Below are 13716 nucleotides of genomic sequence, written 5' to 3'. Positions count from 1 at the left end.
ATAGCGTCTGGTTAAAGCCAAGGAGCATGTGAGACTAACTGACCACTGAAAAAACCATAGACGACTAAGGCTAACAGCAGCACGCAAAACAGCACACGCAGATACAAGGAATAGACAATACGGCGGGATGATCCACCATCCCTGATAAGAAAAAACAGGCCACTAAAAAGACTAACGACGGCCCCAAGAAACAGTAGTAACAGCAGGATCTTGATCATATGAGTAACCTCCAATGCGGATATATCAATAGTAAAGACCGGCAGCGCAATCTATTCAAGTGGATTCTCGCACTGCAGGCTGTGCTTATCTGCTCGTTACTCCTGTTTTTAGGCAACTGGCAACTACAGCGCGCCGCTGAAAAAGAGCAGCTTTTATTACAGTTTACTCAAGCAGAGGTTAAGCAAAACAGTAGCGCTACTCCTATCCACTTATTTGACAAAGTCGAGCTTAGTGGCCATCTGATAACGGATCACTATTTCTTTTTAGATAATCGTACATGGCAGGGGCAGGTTGGCTACGAAGTCATTGCCGCATTAAAGACCAATCAGGCAAATATTCAATTGATCAGTTTAGGATGGTTAGCAGCACCGAGCGACAGGAACCGTTTACCTTCCCTGACACTCCCCAATAGCGCACTGAATGTTATTGCTTATGCCGATAAGCCGTCCAAAGCGCTGTTACTCGGTGACGACACCTGGACGCAGAGCTGGCCAAAACGTATTCAACAGCTTGATTTACATAAAATCTCCAGCGCCCTCAAGACGCCTGTTTCTGAGTGGCTGTTTCGTCCAGTGAGCCAGGTCATACCCGAGCTTACTCTCACATGGAAACCCGTTGTCCTGCCTCCGCAACGCCATACTGGCTATGCCGTGCAATGGTATGGACTGGCTACGGCCTGGTTAATATGCAGCGCCATTTTAGCGCGAAAAATGTTCATCAATAAGGAGAGCAGCGTATGAATCGCCTTAATTTCTGGCTCATCTGGTTCTTTGGCGCCGGCCCGATGCTACTGGCGATGTTTCTATATTTTAGTGGTTACTCTCCCACCAGCAGTAGTCAACGCGGTGACTTACTGCCTCCAGGGGCCACCTTAAGCGACTGGGGATTAATCGACCCTACGGGTAAAAAGCGCGATGCCAATGGCCAATGGCAATTACTACTTACCAGTAAAACGCCTTGTATTGATCGCTGCGCTTATTGGCAACAACAACTACCACAAATCAACCAGGCACTGGGCAAAGACAGAGACCGGGTTATCTGGGCTCTGGTGGCAAATAATCCACAGGGTAATCAGCTGAGTAGCGATCAATTATCACAACTGGAAAATGGTATTTGGCTGGCAGACCCGAATGGCAACTTAGTTTTACAGTACTCTTTGGAACAGACGCCCAAAGATCTGTTAAAGGACCTGAAACGCTTACTGAAAGTTTCACGGATAGGCTAATGAACAGACGGAGCACAGTGCATGCAGCGTAGTTTATGGATTCTAGCCAACTCAGCTTTACTACTCGCACTTGTAGTCGTTTTGCTCGGTGGCTGGACGCGCCTTAATTATGCAGGATTAGGCTGTCCGGACTGGCCAGGCTGCTATGGGTCACTGATTCTGCCAAGCGAGCCCGACAGGCTACAGCAAGCCCAAAGCGCTTTTCCAGACCACCCCATTGATACCTACAAAGGATGGCTGGAAATGACTCACCGCTACGCGGCAGGGACTCTGGGCTTATTAATACTCGGCATCGCTATAATCAGTTATAAAGTCCGCAAAACTGAATTCTCTCTGGGCTACTTACCAACGCTATTACTCATTCTGGTCATTATGCAGGCATTGTTCGGCATGTGGACAGTCACCTTAAAGCTGCTGCCTCCCATTGTTACTCTGCATTTACTCGGCGGGCTGCTGACGCTGACTTTACTGTTTATGTTGCAAGCAAGACTGAGGGGAATCAGAAACGACCTGATCCCAGCGGCTACTGAAAAAGCCAGACGTAGCGACGACCTCACTCCTTCAGGCATTACTGCTGCGAACAACACGCCTGCAAATAACACTATTGCAGATACTGGAGCATATACCGGGCCAGGTATCCGTTTGAAGGTTTTCATCGGCGTCATTCTTCTTTTTTTCCAATTAGCGCTCGGTGGCTGGACCAGTGCAAACTATGCTGGCTGGGCATGCTCTGATTGGATCGTCTGTCACCAGGATATCAATGTCACACTGGATTTTGCACGTGGGTTTGAACTAACAACCGATCTTGAAGCCAACTATGAAGGTGGCTTATTGCCATTAGAAGCCCGTGCCGCCATTCAAATGACACACCGCGTCATGGCCTTGCTACTGATTAGCTATCTTCTGTGGCTGGCCTGGAACCTACAAAAACTTTCAAGTGCGTTCAAACGCCCACTTCAACTAGTACTGCTATTATCGATAACACAAGCCGGCCTGGGAGTTGCCAACGTTATCTGGGCTGTACCTTTACCATTAGCGACTGCACATCATGCAGGAGCCGTATGTTTATTGCTTGCCATGTTATGGCTATACCAGCGAAGTACTCGATTCTCAAAAGGGGGCACATATGCAGCACTCTAATATTAAACACTCCACGATACAGCCACCTGATCATATTACTCAGTCACCCGCCATTGAAGCGATTTCTCAGTGGCGGGACTATTTAGGCCTGTGTAAGTTAAAAGTCGTCGCCGTGATGCTGTTAACTGCATTGGTCGGCATGTGCCTGGCCGTCCCTGAGTTACCCGCCTTCAGTACTCTGTTCTGGGGATTAAGCGGTATAGGTCTGGCTTCCTGTTCTGCAGCGGCCGTCAATCATGTGGTGGATAGCCATATAGATGAGAAAATGGCCCGAACACGTCACCGCCCTCTACCTCAGGGAAAAATCACTCACCAGCAAGCCCTGTTATTCGCTGCCATTATTGGTGTTATCGGCATCACGGCTCTGGTTATATTCATCAACCCACTCACCGCCTGGCTGACACTGGCATCACTTATCGGCTATGCCGTGGTCTATTCCATGTGGCTTAAACGTGCGACACCGCAAAATATTGTGATTGGTGGGGTCGCAGGCGCGGCCCCTCCTTTATTAGGCTGGGTCGCGGTAACCGGTTCACTTGACCCCAATAGTCTGCTGCTAATGCTGATCATATTTGCCTGGACGCCCCCACACTTCTGGGCATTGTGTATAGCACGAAAAGCAGACTACCAAAAAGCGGGAATCCCTATGCTGCCGGTTACCCATGGCGAAGCATTTACCAAGCTACAGATTATTCTCTACACCCTGCTGATGGTCGCCACCACTGCTTTCCCTTATCTGACTCAAATGAGCGGAGAGTTTTACTTAATAGGCGTGGTAGCACTGAATTTAAGATTCATGCAGTGGGCATGGAAAGTGTATAACAGTGACGACAAACAAGTGGCGATGGGCATGTTCAGATACAGCATCACCTACATCATGATGCTGTTTGTGGTACTGCTTATTGATCATTACTATGCATTTTTTTCATGATGAGGATGGGCACAAAAGAGTATTTAATGAATCGAAGTCTCTTAAACATAGAGTAAAAAAAGTGTAACTTGATAATAAAACAACTCATAGAAAGCAACTGATCGGCGTGTCACCCAGGCGGGCGATAACGCCATAAGGGAGAAAACACATGTTTATTCAACATATGATGGGCATCCTCTACCACCCTAAAGCAGAGTGGAAAATGATAAAAGACGAACACTATTCAGCAACGCATGTGTTCATGGCGCAAATCAGTATATTGGCGGCCATACCGGCAGTATCACTGTTTATCGGCACCACCCAGATCGGCTGGAGCATTACCGGTGGGGAGTTCATCAAGTTACAGACATCCAGTGCTCTAATGGCAGCCGTTGCTTTCTATTTTGCCATGTGGATTGCTGTTGGCTTAATAGCCTATGCCATTCGATGGATGGAAAAAACCTATGGCGGTGAAGCTTCCTATGAGGATTGTTTGCTGCTTACTACTTTTACGGCAACACCGATGTTTATTTCGGGCTTGGCTGGCCTTTACCCTATGCTGTGGTTAAACGTCATGGTGGTATTAGCCGCACTTACCTATAGTATTTACCTTCTTTACACCGGCGTACCTATCGTCATGCAGATACCTGAAGACCGCGCGTTCCTATTCGCGTCATCAGTACTGACTGTCGGCCTATGTGTGTTAGTCGGCTTAATGGTGACTACCGTGATTCTATGGAGTACGGTAATACCGCTTAATTATATTTCCGGGTAAGCACTGGATCCTGGAACTATAAGCAAGAAAGCACTGAGTCTTTAGAAAAACCTTTAGAAACAAAAAGCCCCGATACTTAATCAGTAGCGGGGCTTTTCTGTGACTCAAACATGCTTAGCTGTGTGTGAATTTAGCATCTGTATAGATACGAAAAGCCGCTTCCCACACAGGACCCACTTTTCCATCACCAACCGGCTTACCATCAATCTGTACAATCGGTGCGATCTCTTTAGAAGAGCTGCTGATCCAAACCTCATCCGCGTTATACACTTCATCCATGCTGACGATACGCTCTTCTACCTTGATTGAACCCTCAGCCTTGAGACTATCTATGATGATACGACGGGTGATACCCGGCAGAATCTGGTTATCCTGAATGGGCGTAATAACCACACCGTCTTTGACGATGTAGGCATTCACTGAACTACCTTCAGTCAGTTCATTCTTAGCGTTATACAGCAAGCACTCGCTATTACCCGACGCATGGCCTTGCTGAAAGTGCATAACATTTCCCAGCAGGGCTGTGGATTTAATATGACATCTTTTCCAACGCAAATCTTCTGATGTCGTCACGGTGTAGGCATGTACCTTTTCACGATCAACTGGCTCAGGATCTTTAATACCGAAGGTGAAACAAAAAATAGTAGGCTCTACATTTTCCGGGTAGGCATGAAAACGTTTAACATCGGTACCACGCGACACATGAACATACACGCCGAGGTTATTAGTTGCGCCTTGGTTACGCGCGATCAGATCATCTAATAGCACTTTCCATTCATCAGCAGACTTTTTGCATTTAATTTCAATTGCCGCCAATCCATCAATCATACGTTCAATATGAGGCACTAAACCGACTGATTTCCCGGAATAATAGGGAATCACTTCATAGATACCGTCACCAAACAGAAAGCCACGATCCAGAGGTGAAATACGAGCTTCTGCCAATGGAAGATACTCACCGTTTAAGTATGCGATACTCATAATTATTTACCTCTTAATATGTGCGTAATATATACGTAATGTATACGTAATATGTACGTGATGTGCTTGCGGACTGACGATAAATTGATTTTCTGCAGCAAGCTGCTAAGTCTTTCGATTATTCGCTGAAGTCGCTATGAAAAGCAAGACAGCCTGAATATTTATAAAACTGAAGAATATTTATATTACAAAAAGTGGATTATATGCAAGCCATAGAACAATTAAACAAAAAACACCTGCTTATAAAATAAAAACCAGATTATTTATTGATTTAGATATTACTATCAGAATATTAAACTAGTGAAAATACCGCTCTAAAGTATACCTTTTATAGCCTAATCATCACAGTACAATTAACACCTGCTTAATAAAACCGACATAAAACGCGTTACGCTATTAAACAACAGACACTGACAATATACTCTAATGCATACCTTCTTTTCCGGTTACGCGGTAAATCTATGCGCCTACGCAATCTAGCAACGTTTATTAAAGTAGCCCGCCTGGGTAGTTTTCATGGGGCTGCTCAGCAACTGCATGCCAGCCAACCCGCTATTTCAGCACGCATCATTGCGCTGGAAGAGGAGCTTGGCGTTAAACTATTCAGCCGTGACAAGAGCGGTACGCGAATTACTGCCTGGGGAAACCAATTACTACCTTATGCAGAAAAGCTCCTGGCGATCAGTCAGGAGATGAAAGCGCAGGTCAGTCAGGATAAACCGCAAAAAGGATCGTTACGCATTGGTATTGCCGATACGTTAGCACATTTATGGTTGTCATCTTTACTCAAGCACTGGCAGGAAGAATACCCATTGATCTCATTTGAGTTGACCAGCGATGTCACTCCAACACTCATCCGCCAATTGCAGAATCATCAAATTGATCTGGCACTGATGGTTGCTGAACAGAGCATTCCGCCGAATCTGGTTATCGACCCGTTATGCAGCTACCCGCAATGCTGGGTCGCCATAGCCAACCATCCACTTGCCAACAACCCGGTCTGCAGCATTGAAGAGCTAGCGGCTTCGCCCATCCTGAGCTTCCCAAGAGACAGCCGCCCTTGGCATTTTTTACAGCAGTACTTTAGCTCATTGAATGAGCCGCCGGTTATTCACACCTGCAGCTCAGTGGCTAATCTACTAACATTGGTGCGTCAGGGTGTCGGGATTGCCTTGTTGCCCAAACCGTTAGTTGAGGAATCATTAAAAAACGCAGAGTTGGTGACATTGCAAACCCAGGCAGAGCCTCCTGAGCTGGCTTTTTGTTATAGCTGGCGATTAGATGACGACCGCGTTCTGCCCAGATTATTGGCAGATAGCAGTCGCGCCATTATGCAGTTTCCAGCATCAGGCTGATCGGATCAAGACCCTTTTAAACCATACCGATTATCTGGCGCAACTGCAGCAATACAGCTTCACCCTCACTCGGATCAAGCCCATCTTCAGTCAACTCATTCTGGCGGGTAACACCATCAACACTGCCCAGATTTGAAAGATATTCGAGAATTTCACGTGGCTTAACGCTGGCAAGAAGATCGATATCATTCATGACACTCAACATCGCTAAGATGCCATATGCACCCCAGTTAGAAACGTCAGCAATCAGTAACTCATCAACCCGCGTTGTCGCCGATACAATATCCAGATCTTTCAGGGCCTCGGTAATGTTACCCATACCAATTTCATTACCACCATCACCAATGCCGATCGTCGGACATTTGGCGTTATTGATGAAGGTATCAAAACAAGCGGTACGCGCACTGATACTCTCGCCGCGCATGTTGTAATAGCCGCCATCAGCCGCTTGCCCGGGACGCTCAATTGACAGCACGGCATCCGGCTGAAAATGATACAGCGCTTTAAACGCTTCCAGCGCGCGCTCCTGATGCTCGCCTACGCGAATCTCATGCACTCGGTAGTTTTGCATTAACGCCTGAGACACCGGAGGCCCGCAAACAATAACCGGGGTTGCACCCAGTGTTTCCAACGCATCATAAAGCGCAATAGCACCCACCGGCCCATCCGTTTCAAATGTATCTATCACAGGGAAACCTGTGCCTATCAATACGTGCCCTTTGCACTTGTTCAGGATACGAGCGGCACGCAGGTAATAACCCGTTTGCAGTGCTGACTGTACGGTTTTCATTCCGCGTAAATTACGCGCCACCAGCGCATCTTCAATTTGCAAACTCAGCGTAGCGTCATCCGCTCTGTTTTGATTGTTCACTATTCTTTCTCCGAAAATAAGGGGGCAGGTTCAGGCGATACGTTGTAGTGCGGTGGTAATAAATCGCCGCTCAGCCAAACAATTAATGTTATGAGCCTGTTCGAGGCTAATCTCTTCAAAGCTGAGTTTAGTGCCGGGCATCCGTTGTGATAATTTTGCGGTGTCACGAGCAATAACTGAGCCGATTTTTGGATAACCCCCAATAGTCTGGCGATCATTCAGCAACACGATGGGCTGCCCATCTGCAGGGATCTGAATAGCGCCATGACAGATACCTTCAGAAAGAATACCATCAAGCATTGATTGAATTCGCTGCCCTTCCAGACGAAATCCCATACGGTCAGCACGGTCTGTTAAGGTATATTCACTGGAAAAAAACAAACGTTGTTGAACGGGATCAAAGCTATGCTGCTGATAGCCGAGAATCACTCGTAGCGTCGCACTCTGCAGGTAATCAGGTTGTTCAGACTCAGGCAGCGCCCAAAGAGTATCCGTATGATGGCTCTTGCACGCAAGAATATCGCCTTGCTGCAATTTCTGACCGTTCAGCCCACCGATCGCTTCGCGAGTAACCGTAGCTGTGCTGGAAAAGGTTTTTTCCATCTGAAATCCACCTGCCACAGCCAGATAAGCACGCGTACCCGCCGTCGTAAAACCCAACTCGATTTTATCACCGGCTTTGATCTTGTGACCTTGCCAGCGTTGCGCTTCCTGTCCATTTATTTTGAACGGCATATGCGCGCCCGTCACGGCCAGAATAGTATCGACTTGCGCTTCAAGCACTAAGCCTCCAATGCTGATTTCCAGCGCAGTCGCGTTCAGGTCATTTTCACAGAGGCGATTGGCCCATTTAAACGCATCAGCGTCCAATGGTCCTCCGTTGGTGAGTCCGATACGATGATGTCCGTAACGTCCGCCATCCTGTATTAAGGTTAGCAGGCCTGGCTGCTTTACTAAGAAACCACTCATAGCTCACCTCCCAATGCTAAAAACTCACTACGATCAATGGCTGAAAAGCGCACGCTGTCACCCACCTTCACCGGCATCGACGGACTGGCCTTGGGATTAAACATCGGTGTCGGGCATAAACCAATCAGATTCCAACCACCCGGGGATACCGACGGATACACGGCAGTCTGACGATCAGCAATCGCTACGGCACCACGCGGAACTTTCAGTCGGGGAGTGCTTAAGCGAGGCGCAGCAATACGCGGATCCACCTCACCCAGAAAAGCAAAACCTGGTGCAAAGCCTATAGCATAGACGCGGTACTCCATCCCGCTATGGATTTTAATAACCTCGTCAACACTCAACTGCGCACGTCGTGCTAAATCCTCTAAGTCCGGGCCTGACTCACTACTGTAATACACAGGTAAAGCAATGACCGAGCCTTCCTGTTGGGTCACATCACCGAGCTGTTGAAGCGTTTCACGTATATGGCGACGCACAGCGAAATGATCGGTTTTATATTGGTCGTAAATCACCATGAGTGACGCATACGACGGCACCATATCAATTAAGGTATCAGCCATCACCGCTTCCAGTCGGGCTGCTGCCAGCTGAACCTGAGCGGATACCAATGGATCAGCCACTTCACCAAAATAGATGATGATAGCGTTTTCGCCTGCTATTTCGACTTTCATTTTGCATTCTTCCCTAGGTTAGAGCTCCCTAAGTCAGTGCTCCCGGAAATGAGTTGACGAATCTCCTCGATAGCCTGCACACCCGTCAGGTTATCGCCATGCACACACAAGGTATCCGCATGCAGATCCAGTGTATGCCCATTGACACTGGTCACCGTACCGCTGGTAGCCAGCTGAACCACCTGAGCCAACATCTTCTCTTTATTATGAACTGCACCTTCAAGTGTACGTGATAGCAACTTACCATCATCGGCATAGCAACGATCGGCAAAGGCTTCAAACCACAGATTCAAACCAAACTTGGCCGCTTCCGCTCTGTGTTTTACCGCATCAGGGGTGCCCTGCAGCATTAAAAATATCGGGCGATGATAACTGGCAACGGCTTGCATAATACTGCCGCGAACCGCTTCATCAGCCATCATATCGTTGTAGAGCGCACCGTGCGGCTTCACATACTCAAGCGATAACCCCATGGATGCTGACATACCATCCAGCGCAGCAATCTGGTAAAGGACCAAGGCTTGTATTTCAGCATCACTGGCTTTCAGGGAGCGTCGCCCAAAACCTACCAGGTCGGGATATCCCGGATGTGCACCCACAGTAACACCGTATTTTTTGGCCAACGCTAATGTTTTTTGCATCACCAGAGGGTCGCCCGCATGGAAACCACAGGCGATATTGGCCTGATCAATGTGCGGCATCACCGCATGATCCATCCCCATATTCCAGGAACCAAAATTTTCACCCAGATCGCTATTTAGTTTTAACGTCATAATATCTCTCCTGGTTCGCTTACATAATAGCCAGATGGCTGTTGGGGATATCCGTCACCAACATGTGACCAGGGCTATGGGTGATACAGAAAGGTGGACGTGCTTGTTCAATAGCCACCTGCGGTGTTACACCACATGCCCAGAACACCGGCACTTCGCCCTTGTTAATGGTAACAGCATCACCGAAATCAGGCTGATTAATATTACTGATACCGATATCCTCCGGATTGCCGAAATGCAGTGGTGCGCCATGCACAGAGGGAAAACGTGTACAGATCTGGATAGCACGTATTGCATCTTTCGGTTTCATCGGGCGCATGCTGACAACGGTTGTACCGCTAAAACGCCCGGCAGGACGACAAGCAATATTGGTGCGATACATCGGCACATTGACACCTTCGGTGATATTGCGCACCTCAAGTCCATCGGCAATCAACGCTTCTTCAAAGGAAAAAGAACAACCCAATAGGAAGGTGACAAGATCATCACGCCAGAATTGGCGAACATCCGTTACTTCCTGAGTCAGTTTTCCATTTTCATAAATACGGTAGCGCGGGATATCACTACGGATATCAAGATCCTTACCTAAATCCGGCAACAGGAAATCGCCAGGATTAGCCGACATACCAATAACAGGACAAGGCTTTGGATTTAGCTGGCAAAACTGCAAAAACTCATTCGCCCACTCCTTTGGCATAATCGCCAAATTACCTTGCACAAAGCCTTTTGAATAACCTGATGTATTACCTGCAAATTCACCGCTACGAATTAACTGGCGAAGATCGTAAGGGGAGATATTAACGTCCATAGCGTGCCTCAAGTTTGTGTACTATTTAAACAATTTATCCATCATCATAGCTTGCTCTGTAAAGTGGTCTACTGTCTAATGAAAAATAATTACTACAACTGATAATTTTATTTTATCAAAAAGTCCGATATCCACAGTCATCAAATACAACAAGCGATTAGCATACAGAGGATCAACACTCTGATGACTGGCTTTTCACTGCGAAGCAAGTAAAGTAGCAAGCTCATAGCTTAACTGACAACGGAACTATCGATGCTACTTTCAGATACCTCTTTACTGGCACTTATTGCGTTGAGCAGCATCGCCTGTCAATGGCTGGCATGGCGGTTGAAGTTACCCGCAATCCTGTTTCTATTATTAACCGGTATTTTACTTGGACCGGTCAGCAACACACTCGATCCGGACGCGCTTTTTGGCGACTTACTGTTCCCTTTTGTGTCGTTATCCATCGCAATTATTCTATTTGAAGGTAGCCTGACACTGCACTTTGATCAGGTTCGCGATGTCAGCAAAGTCGTTCGGCGACTCGTTACCTGGGGAGCACTGATCACATGGGCGTTAATCGCTATTGCTTCCTACTGGGTCATTGGCTTATCCGCTGAACTTGCCGCGCTCTTTGGCGCATTAGTGGTGGTCACAGGCCCTACTGTGGTGGTTCCCATGTTACGCACATTACGTGCCACCAGCCGCATATCAAATGTGCTGCGCTGGGAAGGAATCATAATTGACCCCATCGGCGCGCTGATGGCAGTACTGGTGTTCGAGTGGATAATATCCAGACAACAAGCCAGCGGATTAATCTCACATACGGTACTGCTATTCGGCGAAATAATTCTGGTTGGTGCAGGCTTAGGGGCGCTGGCAGCATTCCTGTTAGCTTATGTTATCCGCCATCACTGGTTACCTGAATATCTGCATGCGTTTGGCTCTCTCGCATTAGTGTTAGTAACATTTACTCTGTCTAACCATCTGGCACATGAGTCAGGGTTATTAGCCGTGACAGTCATGGGTATCTGGCTTGCCAATGCCAAAGGCATACATATCGATGAGATACTCACCTTTAAAGAAAACCTGACCATCCTGCTGATTTCCGGCTTATTTATTCTGCTAGCAGCACGTCTCAATCTGGAAAGTCTGATCTCACTAGGCCTGCCTGCTTTGGCTCTGCTCGCCATCATTCAGTTTGTTGTTCGTCCCATATCAGTCGGTTTATGCAGCATCGGCAGCGGCCTTAGCTGGCAAGAGAAAGGTCTGATCGCCTGGGTCGGCCCACGTGGCATTGTGGCAGCAGCCGTATCTGTGTTCTTTGCACTGCGTTTAGAAGAAAGTGGCTACGCAAATGCTGACGTGCTCACCACGCTGACCTTTTCTGTGATTATCGGCACCGTTGTCTTCCAGAGTGCTACGGCAGGTTTTGTTGCGCAGAAGCTGGGCGTCACCGAACCTGAATCAAAAGGGCTGGTCATCATTGGGGCGAATAAGGTCGCCCGTGCCATAGCTGAGGCACTGAAACAGCAGGATATCCCGACATTATTGATCGACCCCAGTTGGGAAAATATCAGCGAAGCCCGTATGTCCGGTTTTACAACATTGCATGGTAACCCGCTATCAACACGCGTGTCAGAAAAGCTCGAGCTAGGGGGCTACGGGCAACTTTTGGCGGCAACCCCACAACATGAAATTAATACCCTGACCTGCCTGCACTTTCGCAGCGAGTTTGAAACACGCTTTATCTATACCATCAAAACAGATAAAAGCACCTCGTTGGCATCCAGAAAAGGGGTCGCCACTGAGCATCAAGGGAATATTATGGGGCAGGATAGTTTTTCATTTAAAGAAATATACAGCCTGCTAACACAGGGGGCCCGTATCAAAGCTACCAAATTAAGCAGCGACTACCCATTGCCACGCTGGGAAGCCGAACACAGCACTTCCCGATCCTTACTCATGGCGATCACCCCTGATGGTCGGCTGCGTTTCTTTTCCCCCGATAGCACCCTGGTGGCTAAAGAAGGCTGGACAATCCTGTCAATCGATACGGTAGCGCATGTCGTGAAAGCGGAGAGCCATCAAGCGCTGCTTCCTTCTGAAAGCGGAGCGTCGGTATGAGCACTATTTTATGCAGCGCTCCCTCATGCAGCACTGATGCGGCAGAAGCCCTTCAGGGCTTTATCGATACACATCCACGTTTAGTCGTATTAACAGGTGCAGGCATCAGTACTGATTCTGGCATTCCCGATTACCGGGACCGCAACGCACAATGGAAACGCAAACAACCGGTACAACATCACGATTTCATGCAGAGCCTGGAAACACGCCAACGTTTCTGGGCCCGAAGCTTAATTGGCTGGCCAATGATGCGCGACGCCAAACCTAATACAGCACACCTGAAGCTCGCTGAAATGGAGCGCGCAGGCCATATACCGCTTCTGATTACGCAAAACGTTGATGGTTTACATCAAGAAGCCGGGCATCAGAATATTATCGACCTGCATGGGCGTTCTGATCGTGTTCTATGCACAGAATGTACAGCGCAATACAGCCGTGATCAGGTTCATAACTGGATGCTGGAGGAGAATGAGGGCTTTAAGCATTTCCAGGCGACGGCCGCACCGGATGGGGATGCGGATCTGGAGAATATAGATTTCAGTCTATTCAACGTCAGCAACTGCCCGATATGCAATGGGACACTCAAGCCCGATGTGGTTTTTTTCGGGGATAATGTACCTCGCGATCAGGTTGAACGCTCGCTTACCCAGCTTCAGCAAGCCGATGCGTTGCTTGTCATCGGCTCATCATTAATGGTCTATTCCGGCTTTCGTTTTTGCAAACGTGCGCATGAGTGGGGCATACCCATTGGCGCAGTGACTCTGGGGAAAACACGTGCTGATCAATTGCTAACGCTAAAAATAGATGCTTCGATTAAAAACACACTAGAACAGATAAGGTAAATAGAAACTCATATTTGCCATTATCAACGCCATCCGAGAAACACTCTCCTTTATAAGACTGATTG

The 13716-nt window shown here is 47.8% G+C and carries 15 protein-coding genes; 8 read left to right on the top strand and 7 right to left on the bottom strand.

Annotated features, from left to right (window positions below; translation table 11 throughout):
- Positions 1-11 precede the first annotated feature (11 nt).
- Complete coding sequence (locus BM099_RS01930; protein ID WP_090723648.1) at positions 12-218, bottom strand: DUF2909 domain-containing protein; 207 nt, start codon at positions 216-218, stop codon at positions 12-14.
- Here BM099_RS01930 and BM099_RS01925 point away from each other — a divergent pair, their 5' ends adjacent.
- From BM099_RS01925 to BM099_RS01905, 5 genes are all read left to right on the top strand, one after another.
- A complete protein-coding gene (locus tag BM099_RS01925; protein WP_090723646.1) occupies positions 219-959 on the top strand; it encodes an SURF1 family protein in 741 nt (246 codons plus the stop codon).
- Positions 956-1444, top strand: a complete 489-nt coding sequence (locus BM099_RS01920; protein WP_090723643.1) for a hypothetical protein — start codon at positions 956-958, stop codon at positions 1442-1444. Before BM099_RS01925 ends, BM099_RS01920 begins: the two co-directional genes overlap by 4 nt.
- A 21-nt stretch (positions 1445-1465) precedes the next feature.
- Positions 1466-2584: a COX15/CtaA family protein gene (locus BM099_RS01915; protein WP_090723640.1), complete on the top strand. Its 1119-nt coding sequence runs from the start codon at positions 1466-1468 to the stop codon at positions 2582-2584.
- The gene (gene cyoE, locus BM099_RS01910) at positions 2571-3515 is read left to right on the top strand and encodes a heme o synthase (RefSeq protein ID WP_090723638.1); all 945 of its coding nucleotides are present in this window, start codon (positions 2571-2573) and stop codon (positions 3513-3515) included. The genes BM099_RS01915 and cyoE overlap by 14 nt, the downstream gene beginning before the upstream one ends.
- A 148-nt stretch (positions 3516-3663) precedes the next feature.
- A complete protein-coding gene (locus BM099_RS01905) occupies positions 3664-4269 on the top strand; it encodes a Yip1 family protein (RefSeq protein ID WP_090723634.1) in 606 nt (201 codons plus the stop codon).
- Positions 4270-4383: 114 nt separating this feature from the next.
- On the opposite strand, the gene BM099_RS01900 is transcribed toward BM099_RS01905, so the two are convergent.
- Positions 4384-5250, bottom strand: coding sequence for an aminotransferase class IV (locus BM099_RS01900; RefSeq protein ID WP_090723632.1), 867 nt, complete (start codon positions 5248-5250; stop codon positions 4384-4386).
- Between the two features lie 461 nt (positions 5251-5711).
- Between BM099_RS01900 and BM099_RS01895 the strand changes: the two genes are divergently transcribed.
- Positions 5712-6605: a LysR family transcriptional regulator gene (locus tag BM099_RS01895; protein ID WP_090723630.1), complete on the top strand. Its 894-nt coding sequence runs from the start codon at positions 5712-5714 to the stop codon at positions 6603-6605.
- Between the two features lie 16 nt (positions 6606-6621).
- Here BM099_RS01895 and BM099_RS01890 read toward each other — a convergent pair whose 3' ends face one another.
- Genes BM099_RS01890 through BM099_RS01870 form a run of 5 tightly spaced genes read right to left on the bottom strand, consistent with a single transcriptional unit; the run spans position 6622 to position 10700 of the window.
- Positions 6622-7476, bottom strand: a complete 855-nt coding sequence (locus tag BM099_RS01890; RefSeq protein ID WP_090723627.1) for a DUF4392 domain-containing protein — start codon at positions 7474-7476, stop codon at positions 6622-6624.
- Between the two features lie 30 nt (positions 7477-7506).
- Entirely contained in the window at positions 7507-8445 is a 939-nt protein-coding gene (locus tag BM099_RS01885; protein WP_090723624.1) for a 5-oxoprolinase subunit C family protein, read from the bottom strand.
- Positions 8442-9119, bottom strand: coding sequence for a 5-oxoprolinase subunit PxpB (gene pxpB / locus BM099_RS01880; RefSeq protein WP_090723622.1), 678 nt, complete (start codon positions 9117-9119; stop codon positions 8442-8444). Before pxpB ends, BM099_RS01885 begins: the two co-directional genes overlap by 4 nt.
- A complete protein-coding gene (locus BM099_RS01875) occupies positions 9116-9892 on the bottom strand; it encodes a 5-oxoprolinase subunit PxpA (protein WP_090723621.1) in 777 nt (258 codons plus the stop codon). The genes pxpB and BM099_RS01875 overlap by 4 nt, the downstream gene beginning before the upstream one ends.
- 19 nt (positions 9893-9911) lie before the next feature.
- The gene (locus BM099_RS01870; protein WP_090723619.1) at positions 9912-10700 is read right to left on the bottom strand and encodes a putative hydro-lyase; all 789 of its coding nucleotides are present in this window, start codon (positions 10698-10700) and stop codon (positions 9912-9914) included.
- 252 nt (positions 10701-10952) lie between these two features.
- Here BM099_RS01870 and BM099_RS01865 point away from each other — a divergent pair, with 252 nt between their 5' ends.
- Positions 10953-12809, top strand: coding sequence for a cation:proton antiporter (locus BM099_RS01865; RefSeq protein WP_090723616.1), 1857 nt, complete (start codon positions 10953-10955; stop codon positions 12807-12809).
- Positions 12806-13651, top strand: coding sequence for an NAD-dependent protein deacetylase (locus BM099_RS01860; RefSeq protein WP_090723613.1), 846 nt, complete (start codon positions 12806-12808; stop codon positions 13649-13651). The genes BM099_RS01865 and BM099_RS01860 overlap by 4 nt, the downstream gene beginning before the upstream one ends.
- Positions 13652-13716: the final 65 nt, after the last annotated feature.

Source organism: Neptunomonas qingdaonensis (assembly GCF_900113275.1).
GTDB lineage: Bacteria > Pseudomonadota > Gammaproteobacteria > Pseudomonadales > Balneatricaceae > Neptunomonas > Neptunomonas qingdaonensis.
The sequence above is the reverse complement of the archived record's forward strand: the minus strand, read 5'-3'. Positions and strand labels throughout refer to the sequence as shown.